Raw genomic sequence first — 22,712 nt, 5'->3', positions numbered from 1 at the left:
GAGGGGCGCCGCCGTGTCGCGCGAGACGTTACCGTATCGCGATCAGATGACCACTTCGACGCTCTCGCCCGGAGCTTTACCCGACACTCGTTCGGTCTCCAGCGCACTTTGCAAAATAATGACCGCGGCAGCCTGATCCACTACGGAGCGTCCCTTTTTCGCCTTCACTCCGGAGGCGCGGAGCCCTTGCGTGGCCGTGACCGTACTCATGCGTTCGTCCACCAGGCGCACCGGAACCGGCGAGATGACTTTCGCCACATGCTGGGCGAAGCCGCGGACCTTGGCCGCCGCCGGGCCCTCGCCCCCGTTGAGGGAGCGCGGCAGCCCGACGACGACCTCGATCGGCTCGTACTCCGCCACGATCGCGGCGAGCCGCCGCAGCGCCGCGGACACGTCCCGGCCGGGCACCGTCTCGACCGGCGTGGCGAGGATTCCGTCGGGGTCGCACGAGGCGACCCCGATGCGGGCGTCCCCGACGTCCACCGCGATCCTCCGGCCCCTCCTCATGCCGCCTTCCCGCCCCGGGCGGCTCGGATCCGGCGAACCGTCCGTCACGCCTTCTCGCCCACCAGGCGCTGGACGGCCTCGACGGCGTCCTGGACCGCGGCCGGGTTCTGGCCGCCGCCCTGGGCCACGTCGTCCTTGCCGCCGCCTCCGCCGCCGAGGGTCTTGGCGGCGGTGCGGACCAGCTCGCCGGCCTTGATGCCGCGCTCGCGGGCGGCCTCGTTGGTGGCGATGACGGTCAGCGGGCGGCCGTTGGCGACGGTGAAGAGGGCGACGACGCCGGGGCGTCCGCCGCCGATCCGCTGGCGGACGTCGAGGACGAGCTTGCGCAGGTCGTCGGCGCCGGTGCCCTCGGGGACGGTACCGGCGACCAGGGCGACGCCCTTGATGTCGGCGGCGCTCTCGGCGAGCCCTGCGGCGGCCTGGAGGACCTTCTCCGCGCGGAAGCGCTCGATCTCCTTCTCGGCGTCCTTGAGCTTGGCGAGCATCCCGGAGATCTTGTCGGGCAGCTCCTCGGGGCGGCCCTTGACCAGCTCGGTGAGCTGGGCGACGACCGTGTGCTCGCGGGCGAGGAAGTGGTAGGCGTCCACGCCGACGAGGGCTTCGACCCGGCGCACGCCGGAGCCGATCGAGGACTCGCCGAGCAGCTTCACCAGGCCGAGCTGCGCGGTGTTGTGCACATGGGTGCCGCCGCACAGCTCCTTGGAGAAGTCGCCGATGGTGACGACCCGGACCCGCTCGCCGTACTTCTCGCCGAATTCGGCGATGGCGCCCTGCCTCTTGGCCTCGGCGATCGGCAGGACCTCGGCGGTGACGTCCAGTTCGCGGGCGAGCACCTCGTTGATCTTCTGCTCGACGTCGGTGAGGACGGTGCCGGGGACGGCGGCCGGGGAGCCGAAGTCGAAGCGGAAGCGGCCGGGGGCGTTCTCGGAACCGGCCTGGGCGGCCGTCGGGCCGAGGGCGTCGCGCAGCGCCTGGTGGGTCAGGTGGGTGGCGCTGTGGGCGCGGGCGATGGCGCGGCGGCGTACGAGGTCGATCTGGGCCAGCACCCCGGCCCCGACGGTGACCTCGCCGACCTGGACGACGCCCTTGTGCACGCTGACGCCGGGCACCGGCTGCTGGACGTCGCGGATCTCGATCACAGCGCCGTTGTCGGCGCGGATGCGGCCGGTGTCGGCGAGCTGGCCGCCGCCCTCGGCGTAGAACGGGGTGCGGTCGAGCACCACTTCGATCTCGTCGCCCTCGGTGGCGGCGGGCGACGGGACACCGTCGACCAGCAGACCGACGACGGTGGCCTCGTTGTGGTTCTGGGTGTAGCCGGTGAACTCGGTGCTGCCGGAGCGGTCGGCGACCTCGCGGTAGGCGGACAGGTCGGCGTGGCCGGTCTTCTTGGCGCGGGCGTCGGCCTTGGCGCGGTCCCGCTGCTCCTTCATCAGGCGGCGGAAGCCCTCCTCGTCCACCGACAGGCCCTGTTCCGAGGCCATTTCGAGGGTGAGGTCGATCGGGAAGCCCCAGGTGTCGTGGAGCAGGAACGCCTTGTCGCCGGGGAGCACGCTGCCGCCGGCCGACTTGGTCTCGGTGATGGCGGTGTCGAGGATGTTGGTGCCGCCGCTGAGGGCCTTGAGGAAGGCGGTCTCCTCGGCGATGGCGACCGTCTCGATCCGCTTGCGGTCCGAGATCAGCTCCGGGTACTGCTCGCCCATGGTCTTGATGACGACGTCGGCCAGTTCGGCGACGACCGGTCCGGTGGCGCCCATCAGCCGCATATTGCGGATGGCGCGGCGCATGATGCGGCGCAGGACGTAGCCGCGCCCCTCGTTGCCGGGGGTGACGCCGTCGCCGATCAGCATCACGGAGGTGCGGATGTGGTCGGCGACCACGCGCAGCGACACGTCGGTGTCGTGGGCCTGGCCGTAGCGCACGCCGGTCAGTTCGGTGGCGCGGTCCATGACGACGCGCAGGGTGTCGGTCTCGTACATGTTCTGCACGCCCTGCAGGATCATCGCGAGGCGTTCGAGGCCGAGGCCGGTGTCGATGTTCTTGCTGGGCAGGTCGCCGAGGATCGGGAAGCTCTCCTTGCCCTCACCGGCGCCACGTACGTACTGCATGAAGACCAGGTTCCAGATCTCCACGTACCGCTCGTCGTTGACGGCGGGGCCGCCCTCGACGCCGAACTCGGGGCCGCGGTCGTAGTTGATCTCGGAGCAGGGGCCGCAGGGTCCGGGGACGCCCATGGACCAGAAGTTGGGGCCCATGCCGAGGCGCTGGATGCGCTCGGCGGGGACGCCGATGACGTCGCGCCAGATCTGCTCGGCCTCGTCGTCCTCCTGGTAGACGGTGATCCAGAGCCGGTCGGCCTCCAGGCCGTAGCCACCGTCCTCCAGGGAGCCGGTGAGCAGCTCCCAGGCGTACTTGATGGCGCCTTCCTTGAAGTAGTCGCCGAAGGAGAAGTTGCCGCACATCTGGAAGAACGTGCCGTGCCTGGTGGTCTTGCCGACCTCTTCGATGTCCGGGGTGCGGACGCACTTCTGCACGCTGGTGGCGCGGTCGAAGGGCGGCTTGACCTCACCGAGGAAGTACGGCTTGAACGGGACCATGCCCGCCGGGACCAGCAGCAGAGTCGGGTCGTCCGCGATGAGCGACGCCGAAGGGACAACGGTGTGCCCGCGCTCCTCGAAGAAGCGCAGCCAGCGGCGGCGGATTTCTGCCGACTCCATCAGTGTTCGTCCTTCCGGTTGTACGCAATGCTCCGGCGCGGTGCCGGGAGTTCGGACGGGATTTCGGATTGCGGGGCGCTGCCGGTGAGGCCGAGCGCGTCCTGGAGCTCGCTCTCGCGCTGCGTCATGCCCGCCCGTACGTCCTGGGCGAACACCCGCAGCCGCGCGCCGGTCTCCAGCGCGCGGTCGGCCGCGGTCGCCGCGAGGCTCTCGGGCGTGAGGCGGCGCAGCGCCCGGTTGACCTTGGTGGTGGCCCAGACGCCGGTGGCGGCGCCGGTGACGAACCAGAACATACGGCGGAACATGTGGCCTCAGTCCTTCGAGCGGTTGCGACGGCCGCCGCGCCGGGCGGCGGGGAGCACCTTGCCTGCCTTGACGGTCCTGGCACGGGAGCGGTCGGTGCCCGCCGCGCCGTTGGCCGCGCCCGCGCCCGCTCCGCCGGAGGTCCGCACGCCGACCGCGCGCCGTACGCCGTAGCTGAAGGCGGCGACCTTCACCAGGGGTCCGCCGAAGGCCGACGCGACGGTGGAGGAGAGCGCGGAGGCGTTGGCCGTCACCTCGGCGACCTCCGCGGTGATGGTGTCGACCCGGTCGAGCTGGCTGTGGGCGGTGCGCAGCGCGTCGGAGGCGTCGCCGAGCAGCGGTACGGCCTGCTCGGTGATGCCTGCCACGAGTTCGCTGGTCCGCTTGAGCGTCTGGGCGAGCCTGACCAGCGCGACGGCCAGGAACGACACCAGGATCGCCCAGAAGACCGCCACGATGAGGCCAGCCACCTCTGCACCGGACACGTTGCTCCGCTCCCTCACCGTCGGTATCTCACGGACACTTCGCCGCGCTGTTTCGGCCGCTTCTCACGGCTGCTTCCCGCGACCGCTTCCACGGCCGCTTCTCACGACCGCGGTCCGCGGCTGGTTTTCACCACGACATCGGCCTCCGACCCTATCGCGCCGGGCCTGCGCGTCCGTACCGCATTACGCGCGCGCCGGGGCTGTCCCACAACCGGGCAAGCGCGGGCGTTATACCACTACTCGGCGACGGGATTGTACGGTCCGCGCACAGTCAAGTACGCTCCGTACACCATGGAGACTGTGGGTAACCTCCCCGCCGAGCTGACCGGCTTCGTCGGCAGGACGTCCGAACTCGCGGCGCTCGACGCGCTGTTGTCGCCGGCGGCGGAGTCCCGGCTGAGCACCGTGACCGGGGTCGGCGGGGTGGGCAAGACGCGGCTGGCGCTGCGGGCCGCCAGGCACGCGCAGGACCGTTTCCTCGGCGGCGTCTGGCTGGTCGACCTGTCCGGGCTCGGCGACGCGTCGCTGCTGGATCACGCGGTCGCGGAGGCGCTGCGGCTGGCGGACCACACCACCCGCTCGACGCGTTCGGTGCTGACCGAGCGGCTGGCCGGCCGCGAGCTGCTGCTGGTCTTCGACGGCTACGACCGGGTGCACGCCGAAGTGGCCTCCCTCGCCGCGGAGTTGCTGCGCCGCGCGCCGGGGCTGCGGGTACTGGCGGCCGGCCGCAGGCCGCTGGGCATCACCGGGGAGCGGCTGCTGCCGCTGGCGCCGCTGCCCGCGCCGGACGCCCGCAGCGACGCCGTGCGGCTGTTCGCCGAGCGCGCCGCGGCCGTGCTGCCGGGCTTCACCGTGACACCGGCCAACAGCGGTCCCGTCCTGGAGCTGTGCGCCCGGCTCGACGGCCTTCCGCTCGCCCTCGAACTGGCGGCGGTCCGGCTGCGGGCGCTGTCGGTGGAGCAGGTGCTCGAACGGCTCGACGACCGCTTCCGGCTGCTGACCGGCGGCGACCCCACCGCGCCCGCCCGGCACCGCGCGCTGCGTACGGCGATCGGCTGGAGCCACGAATTGTGCACGCCGGGCCAGCGGCTGCTGTGGGCGCGGCTGTCGGTCTTCGCCGGACGGTTCGACCTGGACGCGGTGGAGTACGTGTGCGCGGGTCCCGACCTGGCCGAGGAGGACATCGTGGAGACGGTGTCCGCGCTGGTCGACCAGTCGGTGCTCAGCCGCGAGGAGGGCGCCGACGGTCTGGTGCGCTACCGGATGCTGGACACGGTCCGCGAGTACGGCGCGGGCTGGCTGGCCGCGCTCGGCGACGACGTACGGATGCGGCGGCGGCACCGCGACTGGTACCTGGGTCTGGCCACCTGGTGCGAGCTGGACTGGTTCAGCCCCCGGCAGTCGGAGGTGGCCGCGCGCGTCGAGGCCGAACTGCCCAATCTCCGGCTGGCGTTGGAGTTCAGTCTGGACGGCGCCGCGGACCGGCCGCCGGAGGACCCGGCCGTCGGCCAGTATCTGGCGGGCACCTTGTGGTTCTGCTGGGTCGGCTGCGGGCGGCTCGCGGAGGGCAGGCACTGGCTGGAGCGGGCCCTCGACCTCGCCGCGGGGCGCTCGGAGGCGCGCGCCAAGGCGATGTGGGTGTACGGCTATGTGACGCTGCTCCAGGGCGACTCGGTCACCGCGCTCGACGTGCTCCAGCAGTGCCGCAGCGACGCCGAGGCGGCCGACAACGGTACGGCGATGGCGTACGCGGTCCACCGGCTGGGCTGCCTCGCGCTGGTCTCCGACGACATGCCGCGGGCCGAGCGGTTCATCGGGGACGCGCTGCTGCGCTACCGCCGGATCGGCGAGCTCAACAGCAACGTCCTCATGGCGCAGGTCGAGTTGGCGATGGCGGTGGCCTTCCAGGGCGACCTGGACCAGGCGGTGACCCTCGCCGCGGAGGCCCGCGACATCTGCCACGATCACGGGGAGCGCTGGACGCTGGCCTACGCGCTCTACGTCCTCGGTTACGCCGCCTGGCTCGGCGGCGACCGCGCGGAGGCGCGGCGGCTGGCCGAGGAGGCGCTGGCCATCGACCACGCCTTCCGCGACCTGGTCGGCGCGGTGCTCGCCCTGGAGCTGCTGGCCCTCATCACCGAGGACGAGGGCGCCCCGCACGAGGCCGCGGTCCTCCAGGGCGCCGCGGGGCGCCTGTGGGCCTCGGTCGGCCTGCGCCTGTTCGGCTCCCGTTTCTTCAACGCCCCGCACGTGCTGTGCGAGGCGCGCGTGCGGGCGGCGCTGGGTGACGACGCCTACGCCGCCGCCCTGAGCGAAGGCGAGCGGTTCGGGCTGGACGCGGCGGTCCACCGCGCCCTCCACCGCCCGTCGCCCGCCGCCGCCACCCGCGAGCGTCCCGCCCGGAAGGCCCCCGCCAGGAGCGCGGCCCCCGCGGAGGTGGTCGCCCCCGAGTGAGGGGGACGGGGGTACTTCCCAGCGGCGGCTGGAGGACGCGCTACACGACCGACCACGACGGCGGCGTCACCGCCGGCCCCGGGGGCCGCTTGCCACCGGCCGGTTGACCGCGCCCCGGGGGGCGACCGCCTCCCGTACGGAGCGCGGCGCCCCACCTCGGCGACCTCCCCGGAGGGGGTCAGCGGGCGTAGTACTCGACGACGAGCTGCTCGTCGCAGATGACGGGAATCTCGTTGCGGTTGGGGTCCCGGTCCAGGCGGAAGGCGAGGGCCTGGAGGTTGGTCTGGAGGTAGCGAGGGGCCTCGCCCTCACCGGCCCAGCCGCCTTCGCGGGCGACGATGAACGGCGTCTTCTCGCGGGAGCGCTCGCGGACGGTCACGACGTCGTCCGGGCTGACCCGGAAGGACGGCTTGTCGACCTTGCGGCCGTTGACCTCGATGTGGCCGTGCACGACCATCTGGCGGGACTGGTAGATCGTCCGGGCCAGACCGGCACGGAGCACGAGGGCGTCCAGGCGCCGCTCCAGCTCGATGATCAGGGCCTCGCCGGTCCGCTTGCCGGAGACCTTCTTGGCGCGGTCGTACGCGCGCTGCATCTGCCGCTCGCTGATGTCGTACTGCGCGCGCAGCCGCTGCTTCTCCAGCAGCCGGGTCTTGTAGTCGCTGTTCTGCTTGCGACCGCGACCGTGCTCACCGGGCGGGTAGGGGCGGGCCTCGAAGTACTTGACCGCCTTGGGGGTGAGCGCGATGCCCAGCGCCCGGGACTTCTTGACCTTGGGACGCGACTGATTCACGTGCGTGGAACCTCCGTGTAAATTAGGTAAGGCTTACCTTAGCTGAGGAGAACGCATGTTTCGACCCGGGAACCCCATGCCTGGCGTACCAGCACATGGTCAGCCGCGTCCCGAAGTGGAAGAAGCGCCCCGGCTGCCCTCGGCAGCCGAACGCGCGCGAACTCTCGTCGAGAATAACTCGTCCGCCGTCGTGACGATTCCCGGCCTGGCCACGGCCGGATCCGACGTCATGACCCCGGTGCGCCGCTCCGTGGGGCCCACCGGCGACGTGTTCCTGCTGTTCCCCGACGAATCCCCCGCCGTGCGCGTGGTGCGGGCCGCGGGCGGCGAGGAGATCGAGGCTGTGCTGGAGATCACGGATGTGGCGCCGGTCGCGGTGCCGCACCGGATCCGCGGCAGGGCCTGGGTCGCCGGCTGGCTGACACCCGTCCCGGGCGGCGCGATGGAGTCCGGTACGACGCTGCTCCGCCTGGAGACCGGCGAGATCTCACTGGACGACCTGTGGGGCGCCGCCCTGGTCGAGCCCGACGAGTTCGCCGACGCCGCCGCCGACCCGCTCGCCGAGTACGAGAGCGAACTGCTCCAGCACCTCGCCGCCGCCCACAGCGCCCAGGTGGGTCTGCTGTGCGCCCTCGTCGGCCGCCGCGAGGCGTCCTGCGACGACGCCTTCGCGGGCGCGCGCCCGACGCTGAGCGCCGTGCCGCTGGCGCTCGACCGCTTCGGGCTGCGCGTGCGCTTCACCGGCGACAACAGCGTCTTCGACGCCCGCTTCGACTTCCCCGAACCCGTCCGCGACCGCGACGGGCTGCGCCGCTCGATGCACGCCCTCTTCGACGCGGCCCGCGACTGCTGATCCGGGGGTGGGTCAGTCCGAGGCCGGGGCCTCGCCCGCGAGCCGGGCGCGGACCCGGTCCAGGACGTCCGCGTAACGGGCCTCCGTGCCGTGCCGGGTCGGCTCGTAGTAGCGGCGGTCGCGCAGTTCGTCCGGCGCGTACTGCTGCGCGGCGATGCCGCCGGGCACGTCGTGCGGGTAGACGTACCCCTGCGCGTGGCCGAGCTTGGCGGCGCCCTTGTAGTGGCCGTCGCGCAGGTGCGCGGGCACGGGTCCCGCCTTGCCCGCCCGTACGTCCGCCAGCGCCGCGCCGATCGCGGTGGTGGCCGCGTTGGACTTCGGCGCGAGCGCCAGCGCGATGGTGGCGTGGCTGAGGGTCAGCGCGGCCTCGGGGAAGCCGATCATGGCGACGGCCTGGGCGGCGGCGACGGCGGTGGGCAGGGCGGTGGGGTCGGCGAGGCCGATGTCCTCGCTGGCGGAGATCATCAGGCGCCGCGCGATGAAACGCGGGTCCTCGCCCGCGTCGATCATGCGGGCGAGGTAGTGCAGGGCGGCGTCCACGTCGGAGCCGCGGATGGACTTGATGAGGGCGCTGGCCACGTCGTAGTGCTGGTCGCCGTCGCGGTCGTAGCGCACGGCGGCCCGGTCGACGGACTCTTCGAGGGTGGCCAGGGTGAGCGTGTCCTCGCCCTTGTCCAGGGCGGAGCCCGCACCCGCCTCCAGGGCGGTCAGGGCGCGCCGCGCGTCGCCGCCGGCGATCCGCAGCAGGTGCTCCTCCGCGTCGTCCGGCAGCGTCACCGCGCCGCCCAGACCACGCTCGTCGGTCACCGCGCGGCGCAGCACACCGCGCAGGTCGTCGTCGGTGAGCGGTTCGAGGGTGAGCAGCAGGGAGCGGGACAGCAGCGGCGAGATGATCGAGAAGTACGGGTTCTCCGTGGTGGCCGCGATCAGGGTGACCCAGCGGTTCTCGACGGCGGGCAGCAGGGAGTCCTGCTGGGCCTTGCTGAAGCGGTGGATCTCGTCCAGGAACAGCACGGTCTCGCGCTGGTACCCGCCCGCCTGGCGCTTGGCGCTCTCGATGACCGCGCGGACCTCCTTGACGCCCGCGGTGATCGCCGAGAGTTCGACGAAGCGCTTGTCGGTGGCCTTGCTGACCACGTACGCCAGCGTGGTCTTCCCGGTGCCCGGCGGCCCCCACAGGATCACCGAGGACGCGCCCGCCGGTCCCCCGCCGTCGGCCACCAGGCGGCGCAGCGGGGAGCCGGGGCGCAGCAGGTGCTGCTGGCCGACGACCTCGTCGAGGGTACGGGGCCGCATCCGTACGGCGAGCGGGCTGCTGCCCGGATCCCGCTCGTGACGGTCCTCTGCGGCTGCGGTGAACAGATCTGGCTCCACTCCGGCAGCCTATGCGCTGGGTGTGACAGCCCGGTCGGCGGCGGCGAGCAGGGCGTGGACCAGGCGCAGGTCGGTGCCGTTCTCGGGGTGCCACTGCACGCCGAGGGCGAAGCGCTCGCCGGGCGCCTCGACGGCCTCGACGGTGCCGTCGTCGGCGTGCGCGGCGGCGGTGAGGCCGTCGCCGAGACGGTCGACGGCCTGGTGGTGGTACGTGGGCACGTCCTGGGGGCCCGGCAGTACGCGGGCCAGCAGGGTGCCGGGCACGGGCGTGACGCGGTGCTCGCCGAAGGCGCCGGGCGCGGGGGCGTGGGCGTCGTGGCCGACGCGGTCCGGCAGGTGCTGGACGAGCGTGCCGCCGTACAGCACGTTCATGAGCTGCATGCCGCGGCAGATCCCGAGGACGGGGACGGCCGCGTCCAGGGCGGCGCGCAGGACGGCCGACTCCCAGCCGTCGCGCTCCGGTGCGGGCGGCCCGGTGCGCGGGTGCCGTCGTGCGCCGTAGTGCTCGGGCGCGATGTCGGGGCCGCCCGCCACGATGACCGCGTCCATCCGCGCGACGGCCGCCGGTGCGCGCTCGGCCGCGTCGGGCGGCAGCAGGACGGCGACGGCGCCCGCGGCCTGCACCAGGCGCGGGTAGACGGCGGGCAGCAGGACGGCCGAGGTGTCCCACAGCCCCCAGCGCGCCCGCTCCAGATAGGTGGTGACCCCCACCAGCAGCGTCCTCGGCACCGTCCCCGTCCTCCCGCGTCGGCCAATGGTCCGGACTCGTACCTTAACCGGCGCGATCGTCCGCCCCGGTGCTAGGACAGAAAGCCCCGCAGTAGTGACGCCGTGCCCGCGAGGTGCTGCCGCATCGTCTGCCGCGCCCGCGTTTCGTCGGCGGCCAGGACGGCGGCGACCAGGGCGGCGTGCTGGCCCTGGGAGTGCTCGATGTTGCGGACCAGCATGGGGATGCCGTCCAGGAGTTGGTTGACCCGGGCGCGGACGGCGGCGTACTGGCGGGCCAGCGAGGGGGAGCCGGACAGCTCGGCTATCGCGAGGTGCAGGAGCGTGTCGGCGCGCCGGTAGTCCTCGATGGAGGCGTCCCCGGTGGCGCGCAGCCGGGCCCGCAGCAGGTCGGCGTCCGCTCCGGTGAGGCGCGCGCGGGCGCAGAGCCCGGCGGCGCCCACCTCCAGCACCTCGCGGAAGCGGAGCACGTCGTCCAGGGCCGCCGCGTCCAGACCCGCCGCGCCCCGGCCCGCCGCGTCCAGGGGCGGGCCGTCCGCGCCGGGCGGCCTCGGCCGGACGAAGGTGCCGCCCTGGCGACCGCGGCGGCTCTCGACCAGACCCTGCTCGTGCAGCACGCGCAGCGCCTCGCGCAGGGTGACCCGGCTGATCGCCAGCCGCCCGGCGAGTTCCCGTTCCGGTGGCAGCCGTCCGCCCGCGGGGACCAGGCCGAGCCGGACCACTTGGAGCAGCCGTTCCACGGCCTCCTCGAAGCCGTTGCCGCCGCGCACCGGGCGCAGCACCGTGTCGAGCGGATCGGCGGCCTGCGCCGGGGGCTCCGCCGGCCGCCCGGCCGCTGACCCGGCCGCCGGCTCGGCCGTCGAATCGGCCGTCGAATCGGCCATCGGTTCCGTCATCCGCTCCGTCATGGCGAGGCCCCCTTCCCTTCAATGGTTCACAGCCATACCTTAAGTCTTCCGACCGATCCGAGAGGTTCCGCTGTGGCAGAACACACTCCAGCCCTGTCCGTCGGCGCGCTCCGCTCGCTGGTGGCGGCGGGCGAGATCCACACCGTCGTCCTGGCCTTCACCGATATGCAGGGGCGGCTCCAGGGCAAGCGGTTCGCGGCTCCGTTCTTCCTGGAGGAGGTGCTGCCGCACGGCTCGGAGGGGTGCAATTACCTGCTCGCCGTCGACATCGACCTCAATACGGTGGACGGCTACGCGATGTCGTCCTGGGAGCGGGGCTACGGCGACTTCGCGATGCGCCCCGATCCCTCGACGCTGCGCCGCGTCCCCTGGCAGGACGGCACCGCGCTGCTGCTGGCCGATCTGACGTGGGAGGACGGCAGCCCGGTCAGTGCCTCGCCGCGGCAGATCCTGCGGCAGCAGCTCGACCGGCTCGCCGGGCACGGCCTGACCGCGCACGCGGGCACCGAGCTGGAGTTCCTGGTCTTCCGCGACACCTACGAGCGGGCGTGGGACAGCGGCTACCGCGGGCTGACCCCGGCCAACCAGTACAACGCCGACTACTCGGTGCTGGCCACCGCCCGGGTCGAGCCGCTGCTGCGCCGCATCCGCAACGAGATGGCGGGCGCCGGGCTCGTCCCGGAGTCCGCGAAGGGCGAGTGCAACCTCGGCCAGCACGAGGTGGTGTTCCGTTACGACGAGGCGCTGACCACCTGCGACCAGCACAGCGTCTACAAGACCGGCGCCAAGGAGATCGCCTCGCAGGAGGGCATGGCGGTCACCTTCATGGCGAAGTTCAACGAGCGCGAGGGCAACTCCTGCCATATCCACCTGTCGCTGCGGGACGCGGACGGCGCCCCGGCGATGGCCGACCCCGAGGACCGCTCCCCCACCGCGATGTCCCCGCTGATGCGGCACTTCCTGGCCGGACAGCTCGCCGCCCTGCGGGAGTTCTCGCTGTTCTTCGCGCCGAACATCAACTCCTACAAGCGGTTCCGCCCCGGCTCCTTCGCGCCCACCGCGGTCGCCTGGGGCCGGGACAACCGCACCTGCGCGCTGCGCGTGGTCGGCTACGGCCCGTCGCTGCGGCTGGAGAACCGGGTGCCGGGCGGCGACGTGAACCCGTATCTGGCGGTCGCCGCGATGGTCGCGGCCGGACTGCACGGCGTCGAGCGGGAGTTGGAGCTGCCGGAGCCGTGTACGGGCAACGCGTACACGGAGTCGTACGAGCGGGTGCCCGGATCGCTGCGGGAGGCCGCCGAGCTGTGGTCGGGCAGCGACCTGGCCCGCGAGGTGTTCGGCCCCGAGGTCGTCGCGCACTACGCGAACATGGCGCGGATCGAGCAGCGGCAGTTCGACACCGCGGTCACGGACTGGGAGCGGTTCCGCTCCTTCGAGCGGATGTAAGGGCGGACGGGATGCAGGAGAGCCACGACGTACTCAACCCCGCCACCGAGGAGGTCGTCGCGACGGTCGCGGCGACCTCCCCGGAGGGTGTGGACGCGGCGGTCGCCGCCGCGGTGCGGGCCCAGCGGGGCTGGGCGGCGCTCGGGCCGGGTGAACGCGCCCGGCTGCTGCGGCGGTTCGCCGCCGAGGTCGACGCGCGCCTGGAGGAACTGGCCGCGCTGGAGGTGCGCGAGGCGGGCCACACCGTGGGCAACGCCCGCTGGGAGGCGGGCAACGTCCGGGACCTGCTGGAGTACGCGGCGGGCGGCGTCGAGCGCCTGAGCGGCCGTCAGATCCCGGTGGCGGGCGGCCTCGACCTGACCTTCCACGAACCGCTCGGCGTGGTCGGCGTCATCGTGCCGTGGAACTTCCCGATGCCGATCGCCGCCTGGGGCTTCGCCCCCGCGCTGGCCGCGGGCAACGCCGTCGTGCTCAAGCCCGCGGAGACCACCCCGCTGACCGCCCTGCGGCTGGCCGAACTCGCCCTGGCCGCCGGGCTGCCCGAGGGCCTGTTCCAGGTGGTGCCCGGCGCGGGTCCCGTCACCGGGACGCGGCTGGTCGACCACCCCGACGTGCGGAAGATCGTCTTCACCGGCTCCACGGCGGTCGGCAAGCGGATCATGGAGCGGTGCGCGGCCCAAGTCAAGCGGCTCACACTGGAGTTGGGCGGCAAGAGCCCCAACGTCGTCTTCGCGGACGCCGATCTGGAGCGCGCCGCGGACCCGATGGCGTTCCTGGACAACGCGGGCCAGGACTGCTGCGCCCGCACCCGGCTGCTGGTGCAGCGCGAGGTCTACGACCGCTTCCTCGACCTGCTGGCCTCCGGCGTGCGGGCGGTGCGGGTCGGCGACCCGGCGGACCCGGCGACCGCGATGGGCCCGCTGATCTCGGCGGCCCAGCGCGAGCGGGTCCGCGGCTACGTCACGCCCGAACTGCCAGTCGTGGCACGGGGATCCGCGCCCGAGGGCCCCGGTTTCTGGTACCCGCCGACGGTGCTCGCCCCGGCCGACCCCGGCGCGCCAGCGGCCACCGAGGAGATCTTCGGCCCGGTGGCGGTCGTGCTGCCCTTCGACGACGAGGCGGACGCGCTGCGGCTGGCGAACGCGACACCGTACGGCCTGTCCGGCTCGCTGTGGACCCGCGACCTGGGCCGCGCGCTGCGGCTCGCGCGCGGTGTCGCGGCGGGGAATCTGTCCGTCAACTCGCACAGCAGTGTGCGCTATTGGACGCCCTTCGGCGGCTTCAAGCAGTCGGGGCTCGGCCGCGAGCTGGGACCCGACGCGCTCACCGCGTTCACCGAGACCAAGAACGTCTTCATCGGCACCGAGGAGTAGCAGGGTATGCCCGAGACCACAGACAGCACAGACGTGACCGGCACGGCTGCCGCCGCCGGGACGGAGCAGCCGGTCTGCCGCCGCCTCGTCGGCCGTACCGCCGTCATCACCGGCGGCGGCAGCGGCATCGGCCTGGCCACGGCGCGGCGGTTCGCCGCGGAAGGGGCCAGGGTCGTGGTCGCCGACATCGACCAGGACAGCGGGCGGGCGGCGGCCGAGGAGACCGGCGGGCTCTTCGTCGCCACCGACGTGACCGACCCGGAGCAGGTCGAGGCGCTGTTCAAGGCCGCCCACGACACCTACGGCTCGGTCGACATCGCCTTCAACAACGCGGGGATCTCACCACCCGACGACGACTCGATCCTCACCACCGGGCTGGACGCGTGGCGCCGGGTGCAGGAGGTCAATCTGACGTCGGTCTACCTGTGCTGCAAGGCCGCGCTGCCGTACATGCGGCGGCAGGGCAAGGGAGCGATCATCAACACCGCGTCGTTCGTGGCGGTGATGGGCGCGGCGACCTCGCAGATCTCGTACACCGCGTCCAAGGGCGGGGTGCTGGCGATGACGCGGGAGCTGGGCGTGCAGTTCGCCCGCGAGGGGATCCGGGTGAACGCGCTGTGCCCCGGGCCCGTGGACACCCCGCTGCTGCGCGAGCTGTTCGCGAAGGACCCGGAGCGGGCGGCGCGGCGGCTGGTGCACATTCCGCTGGGGCGGTTCGCGGCGGCCGAGGAGATCGCCGCCGCCGTGGCGTTCCTGGCCAGCGACGACGCCGGATTCATCACCGCCGCCGAGTTCCTGGTGGACGGCGGCATCTCCGGCGCCTACGTCACGCCGCTGTAGCGGGCGGGCCGCTCGGCGGAACCGCTCAGACCAGCGTCTTCCAGTACGACCACCAGCGGGTCAGGATCAGCAGGATGAGCACCCCGTACCAGAGCACCGGCACGACCCAGTGGAACTCCAGCACGGCGGTGCGCGCGCCCTCGGGCACTTTGATGATCCGGTGCTTGACGTTGTGCACCGCCGTGTACCAGAACGCGGCGATGGTCACGACCCAGGCGAGGCTGCACCACAGGCAGAGCGAGCCGATGCTGTACAGCGACTGGTACTGGAGCCAGGTGCAGAATCCGACACCGAACAGGGTGCCCGCCTGGAGGCCGAGCCAGAACCAGGGACGGTAGCGGGCGCCGGCCAGGATGCCCATCGCGACGCAGATCATGACCGGGTAGGCGATCATGCCGATCATCGGGTTCGGGAAGCCGAACGCGTGGGCCTGCTCGCTCTTCATGATGTTGCCGCAGGAGATGATCGGGTTCAGGCTGCACGCGGGGGTGTAATTCGGGTCTTCCAGCAGCTTGAACTTGTCATCGGTGATCACGAACGCGGCGACCGTGCCGAGCAGGCCGCAGATCAGCAGCAGCCAGGTGTACGCGCGCCCTGCTCCGATGCCGTCGGCCGGCCGCCGCTCGTCCTCGGCGCCGCCGTCCGTACGCGTCTCGTCCAACGCGGAAGTCGTCATGATCGCCGATCTCTTAGGTCGTGGGGAGCGGGCACCCAACATTGTGCACCAGGGCGGTCAGGACTGGATAAGTCCTGCACGCCCTGGTACACGGAAGAGGGTCAAACGAGCCGCGCCTTGACGCTCGCGACCACCTCGGCGAGCGGGACCGCCGTCTGCTCGCCGCTGCCCAGGTCCTTGAGCTGGACGACGCCCTCGGCGAGGTCCCGCTCCCCCGCGACGAGCGCGAATCGGGCGCCGGAGCGGTTCGCGGACTTCATCGCGTTCTTCATGCCCTTGCCGCCGAAGGCGAAGTCCGCGGCGATCCCGGCCCTGCGCAGCGCGGTGACCGTGCCGAACAGCGCCCGCCGCGCCTCGTCGCCGAGCGGTACGGCGTAGACGTCGGTGACCGCGGGAAGGGCCAGTTCCACGCCCTCCGAGCGCAGCGCGAGCACCGTACGGTCCACGCCCAGCGCCCAGCCGACCGACGGCAGCGCGGGGCCGCCGATCATCTCGGAGAGCCCGTCGTAGCGCCCGCCGCCGCCGACCGCGGACTGCGAGCCGAGCCCGTCGTGGACGAATTCGAAGGTGGTGCGGGTGTAGTAGTCCAGGCCGCGCACCAGCCGGGGGTCGTCCTCGAAGGCCACGCCCGCCTCGGTCAGCAGCGCGCGCACCTCCTCGTGGTACGCCTTGCACGCCTCGCACAGGTGGTCGCGGATCAGCGGCGCGTCGGCGAGCTGTTTCTGTACGGAGTCGCGCTTGTCGTCGAGCACCCGCAGCGGATTGATCTCGATCCGGGCGCGGGTCTCCTCGTCCAGGTCCAGGCCGCGCAGGTAGTCCTGGAGGGCGGCCCGGTAGACCGGACGGCACTCGCGGTCGCCGAGCGAGTTGAGCAGCAGCCGGAAGTCGCGCAGCCCGAGGTCGGTGTACGCGTCCACCGCCAGGATGATCAGCTCCGCGTCGAGCAGCGGGTCCTCGGCGCCGATCGCCTCCGCGCCGACCTGCGAGAAGTGCCGGTAGCGGCCCGCCTGCGGGCGCTCGTAGCGGTAGTAGGAGCCGGAGTACCAGAGCTTGACCGGCAGATTCCCCGTCTTGTGCAGGTTGGCCTGGAGGGCCGCGCGCAGGACGGAGGCGGTGCCCTCGGGGCGCAGCGCGAGTTCGCTGCCGCCCTTGGTGGTGAGGGTGTACATCTCCTTGGTCACGATGTCGGTGGACTCCCCGACACCGCGGGAGAACAGTTCGACGTTCTCGAAACCGGGGGTCTCGACATAGCCGTAACCGGCCCGGCGGGCGGGCGCGGCGATGGCCTCGCGCACCGCGAGGAACACCGCGGAGTCGGGCGGCAGCAGGTCGTAGGTGCCCTTGGGGGCCTGGAAGGCGCGTACGGCGGAACTCACTGAATCCGTCACAATCCTCGTCGCGGAGCCGGGTCTCCGGCTCCTGGGCCGCGGGCCACCTCACCCAGGTAGGGGTTGGCGGCGCGCTCGCGGCCGATGGTCGTCTGGGGGCCGTGGCCGGAGAGCACCACGGTCGAGTCGTCGAGCGGCAGGCACACACGCGCCAGCGACTCGTACAGCTCGGCCATGGAGCCGCCGGGCAGGTCGGTGCGTCCGACGGAGCCGGCGAAGAGCAGGTCGCCGGAGAACAGCACCGACGGGATGTCGGCGGTCTCGGGCAGCCTGAACGTCACCGACCCCCTGGTATGGCCGGGCGCGTGCGCGACGGAGAACTCCAGACCCGCCACCGTCAGCGCGGCGCCGTCGGCCAGTTCCTTGACGTCGTCGGGCTCGCCGATGGTCAGCTCCCCCATCAGCGGCTGCCCGATGGCGCGGCCGAGCGCCTTCTCGGGGTCGCTGAGCATGTACCGGTCCTCGGGGTGGATCCAGGCGGGCACGTCGTGCACGCCGCAGACCGGTACGACGGAGGCGACATGGTCGATGTGGCCGTGGCTGAGGATGACGGCGACGGGCTTCAGTCGGTGCTTGGCGAGGGTGTCCTCGACGCCCTGGACCGCGAGGTGGCCCGGGTCGACGATCACGCACTCCTCACCCGCGGCGGGGGCGACCACATAACAATTGGTGCCCCAGGCCCCGGCGGGGAACCCGGCAATGAGCACGTTCGTCCTTCTGTCGTCCGCGGTGTCGGCCGCGGGAGATATCGGCCGTTCACGAGCCTACCGGCCGCCGTACCGCCGCAGCGAACTCGTATTGTGCCCTCATCGGACCGCGTGCGGACTGGACGGGGGACGCGCATGCCGCGAAGATCTGCGGCACGCGTATTCGCGTTCGAGCGCACCGCGGCACACGGCCTGCCGACAGGTCGTGGACAGCGGAAACACAGTCATCGCACAGCACTCACGAGACACGACCGGGAGACGGCGAAGTGGTCACCAAGGATCAGCGGCGGCGGCAGCTCGCCCGGGAGAAGTTCGAGCGGCAGCAGCAGCGGCGGGTGCAGATGCGCCGCAAGTCGCGGACGCGCAATTCGGTGATCGCCGCCGTGCTCGCCGTGGTCGTCATCGGCGGCGGTTCCGCCTGGGGCCTGGGCGCCTTCGACAGCAGCGGCAAGAAGAAGTCCACGGACGACGCGGCGGCCAACGCCAGCGCGTCGCCGTCGGCGACCCCCTCGAAGGCGCCGGACCCGTGCGGCAAGGCGGACGCGGGCGCGCCGGGCACGGAGCAGTGGAAGACCGAGCCGAAGATGGCGATCGACAAGAGCGCGAAGTACACCTTCACGCTCCAGACGACCTGCGGCTCGATCCCGATCGCTCTGGACGCGGCGAAGGCCCCCGACACCACGAACTCCTTCAAGTTCCTCGCGGACAAGGGCTTCTTCGACCACACCAAGTGCCACCGCCTGACCACCGAGGGCATCTTCGTCCTCCAGTGCGGCGACCCGACCGCGCAGGGCAACGGCGGCCCCGGCTACACGATCCCGGACGAGAATCTGACGGCGTTCGGCAAGGCCGACGCGCAGAAGACCGTGACGTACCCGGCGGGCACCGTGGCCATGGCCAACACCGGCCAGGCGCACACCGGCGGCAGCCAGTTCTTCCTGGTCTACAAGGACAGCCCGCTGGCTCCGAGCTACACGCCGTTCGGCACGATCGACGCCGCCGGTATGAAGGTGCTCGACAAAATCGCCGCCGCGGGCGCCCAGCCCGCCGACCAGACGACGGGCAACACCGCGCCGAACGCGACCGTGGTGATCAACAAGGCGACCGTCAGCAAATCCTGATTGGGCCCGCATCGGATGCGGACAGCCGGGGTGCTGGTCGCCTATGTTGGCGTTGGACCGGTCAGGGCGTGCGGCCCAACCGGTGAAATTCTGTGGAAGATGCCCGGCCGTGAGCCGGCCGGGCATCACGTGGAGGAGGCGCTGTGAGCAGCGACCCGTGGGGCCGCGTCGATGAGACGGGGACCGTGTACGTGCGTACGGCCGACGGGGAGAAGGAGGTCGGTTCGTGGCAGGCGGGTTCTCCTGAGGAGGCGCTCGCCTACTTCGAGCGCAAGTACGAAGGACTCGTCGTGGAGATCGGCCTCCTCGAACGACGGGTGCGGACCACCGATCTCGCGCCCAAGGACGCGCTGGCCGCGATCGAGCACCTGCGCGTCTCGGTGACCGAGGCGCACGCGGTGGGCGACCTGGCGGCGCTGGGCGAACGGCTCGACGCGCTGGTCGCGCTGGTGGACTCCCGGCGCGAGGAGCGCAAGGCGGCCAGGGCGAAGCAGAGCGAAGAGGCGAAGGTCGCCAAGGAGCAGCTTGTCGCGGAGGCCGAGCAGCTCGCCGAGAGCGAGCAGTGGCGGACCGCGGGCGAGCGGCTGCGCGCCCTGGTCGACACCTGGAAGGGCCTGCCGCGACTCGACCGCAAGGCGGACGACGAGCTGTGGCACCGCTTCAGCCACGCCCGTTCGGTGTTCTCCAAGCGCCGCAAGGCGCACTTCGCGTCGCTCGACGCGCAGCGCGAGGAGGCCAGGCGGACGAAGGAGAAGCTGGTCACCGAGGCGCAGTCGCTGTCGAACTCGACGGACTGGGGGCCCACCGCGGCCCGCTACCGCGAGCTGATGACGGAGTGGAAGGCGGCCGGGCGTGCGCAGCGCGAGGCCGAGGACGATCTGTGGAACCGCTTCCGCGGCGCCCAGGACGTCTTCTTCGCCGCCCGCTCCGAGGTGTTCGCCGAGCGGGACACCGAGCAGCGCGACAACCTCGCGCTCAAGGAGGAGCTGGTCGTCGAGGCCGAGAAGCTGCTCCCGGTGACCGAGCTGAAGTCGGCGCGTGCCGCCTTCCGCTCGCTCAACGAGCGCTGGGAGGCCATCGGGCACGTGCCGCGGGACGCGCGGCCGCGGATCGAGGCCCGCATGCACGCGGTGGAGCGTGCGCTGGCCGAGTCCGAGGAAGCCGAGTGGCGGCGCACCAACCCCGAGGTCCGGGCGCGGGCGGCCGGTCTGACCGGTCAGCTCCAGGCGGCGGTCGAGAAGCTCCAGAAGCAGATCGACGCGGCGCGCTCCGCGGGGAACACCGCGAAGGCGGACAAGCTCCAGTCGGAGCTTGACGGGCGTCAGGCGCTGCTGGACGCGGCCCTGAAGGGCATGGGCGAGTTCGGCGGCTGACCGGCCGCTCGCACGCCCGACGGCCCCGGCACTCATGATGAGTGCCGGGGCCGTCGGGCGTCCGCGGGCCGGTGGTGGGTCGTGCCCGCCCGCCCGCGGCCTCGCTTACCTCTGGCGGCCCGAGGTCACCCGGTAGACGTCGTAGACGCCCTCCACGCCGCGTACCGCCTTCAGGACGTGGCCCAGGTGCTTCGGGTCGCCCATCTCGAAGGTGAAGCGGGAGGTGGCGACGCGGTCGCGGGAGGTCTGGACGGCCGCGGACAGGATGTTGACGTGCTGGTCGGACAGCACGCGGGTGACGTCCGAGAGCAGCCGGGACCGGTCGAGGGCCTCGACCTGGATGGCGACCAGGAAGACCGACGACTGGGTGGGCGCCCACTCGACCTCGATCATCCGCTCGGGCTGCTGCGAGAGCGAGTCCACGTTGACGCAGTCGGCGCGGTGCACCGAGACGCCGTTGCCGCGGGTGACGAAGCCGATGATCGGGTCGCCCGGCACTGGGGTGCAGCAGCGGGAGAGCTTGACCCAGACGTCGCTGGCGCCCTTGACGATGACACCGGGGTCGGCGTTGGCCCGCCGCTTGGTGCGCCCCTGTGTGGGGGTGGTGATCTCCGCGATGTCCTCGGTGGCGCCCTCTTCGCCGCCGAGCGCGTCGACCAGCTTCTGCACGACGGACTGCGCGGTGATGTGCCCCTCGCCGATCGCCGCGTAGAGCGCGGAGATGTCGGGGTAGCGCATCTCGTGCGCGAGGGTGACCAGCGAGTCGCCGGTGAGCACCCGCTGGATCGGCAGATTCTGCTTGCGCATCGCGCGGGCGATGGCTTCCTTGCCCTGCTCGACCGCTTCCTCGCGGCGCTCCTTGGAGAACCAGGCGCGGATCTTGTTGCGCGCCCGCGGCGACTTGACGAAGCCCAGCCAGTCGCGGGACGGCCCGGCCCCGGCGGCCTTGGAGGTGAAGACCTCGACGGTGTCGCCGTTGTCGAGCGTCGACTCCAGCGGTACGAGGCGGCCGTTGACACGGGCGCCTATGGTCCGGTGGCCGACCTCGGTGTGCACGGCGTACGCGAAGTCCACCGGGGTGGCGCCCGCGGGCAGCGCTATCACGTCGCCCTTGGGTGTGAAGACGAAGACCTCGCTCTGCGAGAGGTCGAAGCGCAGCGACTCCAGGAACTCGCCGGGGTCCTCGGTCTCCTTCTGCCAGTCCAGGAGCTGGCGCAGCCACGCCATGTCGTTGACCGCGTCGTCCTTCTTGTCGGACCGCGGGCTGTCGGTGCGCACCTTGGAGGCGCCCGCCACCGCCTCCTGCTTGTACTTCCAGTGCGCCGCGATGCCGTACTCGGCGCGGCGGTGCATGTCGAAGGTACGGATCTGCAGTTCGACGGGCTTGCCGCTGGGCCCGATGACCGTCGTGTGCAGCGACTGGTACATGTTGAACTTGGGCATCGCGATGTAGTCCTTGAACCGGCCGGGGACCGGATTCCATCGCGCGTGGATGGTGCCGAGCGCCGCGTAGCAGTCGCGGACGGTGTCGACCAGGACGCGGATGCCCACCAGGTCGTAGATCTCCGCGAAGTCCCGGCCGCGGACGATCATCTTCTGGTAGACGCTGTAGTAGTGCTTCGGGCGGCCGGTGACGGTGGCCTTGATCCGGGCGGCGCGCAGGTCCTGCTGAACCTGGTCGGTGACCACGGCGAGGTATTCGTCGCGCTTGGGGGCGCGCTCGGCGACCAACCGGACGATCTCGTCGTACATCTTGGGGTAGAGGATCGCGAAGGCGAGGTCCTCCAGCTCCCACTTGATGGTGTTCATGCCCAGCCGGTGCGCCAGCGGGGCGTAGATCTCCAGCGTCTCGCGGGCCTTCTTCTCCTGCTTCTCGCGCTTGAGATAGCGCATCGTGCGCATATTGTGCAGCCGGTCGGCGAGCTTGATCACCAGGACGCGGGGGTCCTTGGCCATCGCGACGACCATCTTGCGCACGGTCTCGGCCTGCGCGGCCTCGCCGAATTTGACCTTGTCGAGCTTGGTGACGCCGTCGACCAGCAGCGCCACCTGGTCGCCGAAGTCGCGGCGCAGCGCGTCCAGGCCGTACTCGGTGTCCTCGACGGTGTCGTGCAGCAGCCCGGCCATCAAGGTGGCGGGGTCCATACCCAGTTCGGCGAGGATCGTGGTGACGGCCAGCGGGTGCGTGATGTACGGGTCGCCGCTCTTGCGCTTCTGGCCGCGGTGCCAGCGCTCGGCGACCTGGTAGGCCCGCTCGATCTGCCGGAGCTGGGCGCTGTCGCCCTTCGGGTCGTTGCCCCGCACCACGCGCAGCAGCGGTTCGAGCACCGGGTTGTACGGGCTGGAGCGCTGCACGCCGAGCCGGGCGAGGCGGGCACGGACGCGGCTGGAGGAGGCCCCGGGACGCGTCGGCGCGACGCTGCCGGGCGTACGCACCGGGCGTACGGCGGGCGCGGCCGGTTCTGGCGCGGCGGGCTTGGCGGGAGCGGGGGTGGGTGCGGCGGTCCGGCTGTCGGCGGACGTCCCCGTGCCACCCGCGGCCGGTTCCTTCCCGCCCGCGGCGTCGAGTGGCTGGGCCTGGTCTGGCAAGAGCACTCCTCACGCGGGGTAGAAGTTCTATGGTATCGACCTGCGGCGAGAGGCGGGCGCCCGAGCCCGCCGGGCGCCCGCC

General features: G+C 72.1%; 19 protein-coding genes. 7 read left to right on the top strand and 12 right to left on the bottom strand.

Annotated features, from left to right (window positions below; all coding sequences use genetic code 11):
* Positions 1–42: 42 nt before the first annotated feature.
* The 4 genes from ruvX to ACIQCJ_RS24145 are packed head-to-tail and all read right to left on the bottom strand — an operon-like array spanning position 43 to position 4,009.
* Positions 43–507 carry a Holliday junction resolvase RuvX gene (gene ruvX, locus ACIQCJ_RS24160; protein WP_402712548.1) on the bottom strand — a complete coding sequence of 155 codons (465 nt, stop codon included), beginning with the start codon at positions 505–507 and terminating at the stop codon, positions 43–45.
* Between the two features lie 44 nt (positions 508–551).
* The gene (gene alaS / locus ACIQCJ_RS24155; protein ID WP_391160801.1) at positions 552–3,221 is read right to left on the bottom strand and encodes an alanine--tRNA ligase; all 2,670 of its coding nucleotides are present in this window, start codon (positions 3,219–3,221) and stop codon (positions 552–554) included.
* On the bottom strand, positions 3,221–3,526 hold the full coding sequence (locus tag ACIQCJ_RS24150) for a DUF6167 family protein (protein ID WP_188285194.1): 306 nt from the start codon (positions 3,524–3,526) through the stop codon (positions 3,221–3,223). The genes alaS and ACIQCJ_RS24150 overlap by 1 nt, the downstream gene beginning before the upstream one ends.
* Positions 3,527–3,532: 6 nt before the next feature.
* Positions 3,533–4,009 (bottom strand): DUF948 domain-containing protein, encoded by a 477-nt coding sequence (locus ACIQCJ_RS24145; protein WP_402712477.1) that lies wholly within the window; start codon positions 4,007–4,009, stop codon positions 3,533–3,535.
* Between the two features lie 291 nt (positions 4,010–4,300).
* Here ACIQCJ_RS24145 and ACIQCJ_RS24140 point away from each other — a divergent pair, with 291 nt between their 5' ends.
* A complete protein-coding gene (locus tag ACIQCJ_RS24140; protein ID WP_402712476.1) occupies positions 4,301–6,463 on the top strand; it encodes an ATP-binding protein in 2,163 nt (720 codons plus the stop codon).
* 178 nt (positions 6,464–6,641) lie between these two features.
* Here ACIQCJ_RS24140 and rpsD read toward each other — a convergent pair whose 3' ends face one another.
* Positions 6,642–7,256, bottom strand: a complete 615-nt coding sequence (gene rpsD, locus ACIQCJ_RS24135) for a 30S ribosomal protein S4 (protein ID WP_188285197.1) — start codon at positions 7,254–7,256, stop codon at positions 6,642–6,644.
* A 133-nt stretch (positions 7,257–7,389) separates the two neighbouring features.
* On the opposite strand from rpsD, the gene ACIQCJ_RS24130 reads away from it, so the two are divergent.
* Positions 7,390–8,109 carry a DUF2470 domain-containing protein gene (locus ACIQCJ_RS24130; protein ID WP_402712547.1) on the top strand — a complete coding sequence of 240 codons (720 nt, stop codon included), beginning with the start codon at positions 7,390–7,392 and terminating at the stop codon, positions 8,107–8,109.
* A gap of 12 nt (positions 8,110–8,121) precedes the next feature.
* Here the strand turns inward: ACIQCJ_RS24130 and ACIQCJ_RS24125 are convergent, their stop codons facing one another.
* The 3 genes from ACIQCJ_RS24125 to ACIQCJ_RS24115 all read right to left on the bottom strand — a co-directional run bounded on the left by ACIQCJ_RS24125 (position 8,122) and on the right by ACIQCJ_RS24115 (position 11,117).
* Positions 8,122–9,483, bottom strand: coding sequence for a replication-associated recombination protein A (locus ACIQCJ_RS24125; protein WP_355348717.1), 1,362 nt, complete (start codon positions 9,481–9,483; stop codon positions 8,122–8,124).
* A gap of 9 nt (positions 9,484–9,492) precedes the next feature.
* Positions 9,493–10,212 carry a gamma-glutamyl-gamma-aminobutyrate hydrolase family protein gene (locus ACIQCJ_RS24120; RefSeq protein WP_402712475.1) on the bottom strand — a complete coding sequence of 240 codons (720 nt, stop codon included), beginning with the start codon at positions 10,210–10,212 and terminating at the stop codon, positions 9,493–9,495.
* A 71-nt stretch (positions 10,213–10,283) separates the two neighbouring features.
* On the bottom strand, positions 10,284–11,117 hold the full coding sequence (locus ACIQCJ_RS24115; RefSeq protein ID WP_402712474.1) for a FadR/GntR family transcriptional regulator: 834 nt from the start codon (positions 11,115–11,117) through the stop codon (positions 10,284–10,286).
* Positions 11,118–11,189: 72 nt separating this feature from the next.
* On the opposite strand from ACIQCJ_RS24115, the gene ACIQCJ_RS24110 reads away from it, so the two are divergent.
* From ACIQCJ_RS24110 to ACIQCJ_RS24100, 3 genes are read left to right on the top strand one after another with little or no spacing between them, the layout of a single operon-like run.
* Positions 11,190–12,563: a glutamine synthetase family protein gene (locus ACIQCJ_RS24110; protein WP_402712472.1), complete on the top strand. Its 1,374-nt coding sequence runs from the start codon at positions 11,190–11,192 to the stop codon at positions 12,561–12,563.
* Positions 12,564–12,574: 11 nt separating this feature from the next.
* Positions 12,575–13,936 carry an aldehyde dehydrogenase family protein gene (locus tag ACIQCJ_RS24105; protein WP_401855094.1) on the top strand — a complete coding sequence of 454 codons (1,362 nt, stop codon included), beginning with the start codon at positions 12,575–12,577 and terminating at the stop codon, positions 13,934–13,936.
* A gap of 6 nt (positions 13,937–13,942) precedes the next feature.
* Entirely contained in the window at positions 13,943–14,776 is an 834-nt protein-coding gene (locus ACIQCJ_RS24100) for a 3-oxoacyl-ACP reductase (protein WP_355332501.1), read from the top strand.
* Positions 14,777–14,801: 25 nt separating this feature from the next.
* On the opposite strand, the gene ACIQCJ_RS24095 is transcribed toward ACIQCJ_RS24100, so the two are convergent.
* From ACIQCJ_RS24095 to ACIQCJ_RS24085, 3 genes are all read right to left on the bottom strand, one after another.
* Positions 14,802–15,452 (bottom strand): vitamin K epoxide reductase family protein, encoded by a 651-nt coding sequence (locus ACIQCJ_RS24095; RefSeq protein WP_355332503.1) that lies wholly within the window; start codon positions 15,450–15,452, stop codon positions 14,802–14,804.
* 101 nt (positions 15,453–15,553) lie between these two features.
* The gene (gene hisS, locus ACIQCJ_RS24090) at positions 15,554–16,840 is read right to left on the bottom strand and encodes a histidine--tRNA ligase (protein WP_391046610.1); all 1,287 of its coding nucleotides are present in this window, start codon (positions 16,838–16,840) and stop codon (positions 15,554–15,556) included.
* Positions 16,837–17,547: an MBL fold metallo-hydrolase gene (locus ACIQCJ_RS24085; RefSeq protein WP_402712471.1), complete on the bottom strand. Its 711-nt coding sequence runs from the start codon at positions 17,545–17,547 to the stop codon at positions 16,837–16,839. The genes hisS and ACIQCJ_RS24085 overlap by 4 nt, the downstream gene beginning before the upstream one ends.
* A 266-nt stretch (positions 17,548–17,813) precedes the next feature.
* On the opposite strand from ACIQCJ_RS24085, the gene ACIQCJ_RS24080 reads away from it, so the two are divergent.
* A complete protein-coding gene (locus ACIQCJ_RS24080) occupies positions 17,814–18,668 on the top strand; it encodes a peptidylprolyl isomerase (RefSeq protein ID WP_355332507.1) in 855 nt (284 codons plus the stop codon).
* 143 nt (positions 18,669–18,811) lie between these two features.
* On the top strand, positions 18,812–20,041 hold the full coding sequence (locus ACIQCJ_RS24075; protein ID WP_188285205.1) for a DUF349 domain-containing protein: 1,230 nt from the start codon (positions 18,812–18,814) through the stop codon (positions 20,039–20,041).
* A gap of 105 nt (positions 20,042–20,146) precedes the next feature.
* Here ACIQCJ_RS24075 and ACIQCJ_RS24070 read toward each other — a convergent pair whose 3' ends face one another.
* Positions 20,147–22,630, bottom strand: a complete 2,484-nt coding sequence (locus ACIQCJ_RS24070; protein WP_402712469.1) for a RelA/SpoT family protein — start codon at positions 22,628–22,630, stop codon at positions 20,147–20,149.
* Positions 22,631–22,712: the final 82 nt, after the last annotated feature.

This window comes from Streptomyces sp. NPDC093221 (genome assembly GCF_044753885.1).
GTDB lineage: Bacteria > Actinomycetota > Actinomycetes > Streptomycetales > Streptomycetaceae > Actinacidiphila.
Note: the sequence above shows the minus strand (reverse complement) of the source record. Positions and strands in the feature narration are given on the sequence as shown.

Coding starts and splice junctions, on each gene's coding strand:
- ruvX (WP_402712548.1), bottom strand. CDS start 507: ATGAGGAGGGGCCGGAGGATCGCGGTGGACGTCGGGGACGCCCGCATC.
- alaS (WP_391160801.1), bottom strand. CDS start 3,221: ATGGAGTCGGCAGAAATCCGCCGCCGCTGGCTGCGCTTCTTCGAGGAG.
- ACIQCJ_RS24150 (WP_188285194.1), bottom strand. CDS start 3,526: ATGTTCCGCCGTATGTTCTGGTTCGTCACCGGCGCCGCCACCGGCGTC.
- ACIQCJ_RS24140 (WP_402712476.1), top strand. CDS start 4,301: ATGGAGACTGTGGGTAACCTCCCCGCCGAGCTGACCGGCTTCGTCGGC.
- ACIQCJ_RS24115 (WP_402712474.1), bottom strand. CDS start 11,117: ATGACGGAGCGGATGACGGAACCGATGGCCGATTCGACGGCCGATTCG.
- ACIQCJ_RS24105 (WP_401855094.1), top strand. CDS start 12,575: ATGCAGGAGAGCCACGACGTACTCAACCCCGCCACCGAGGAGGTCGTC.
- ACIQCJ_RS24100 (WP_355332501.1), top strand. CDS start 13,943: ATGCCCGAGACCACAGACAGCACAGACGTGACCGGCACGGCTGCCGCC.
- ACIQCJ_RS24095 (WP_355332503.1), bottom strand. CDS start 15,452: ATGACGACTTCCGCGTTGGACGAGACGCGTACGGACGGCGGCGCCGAG.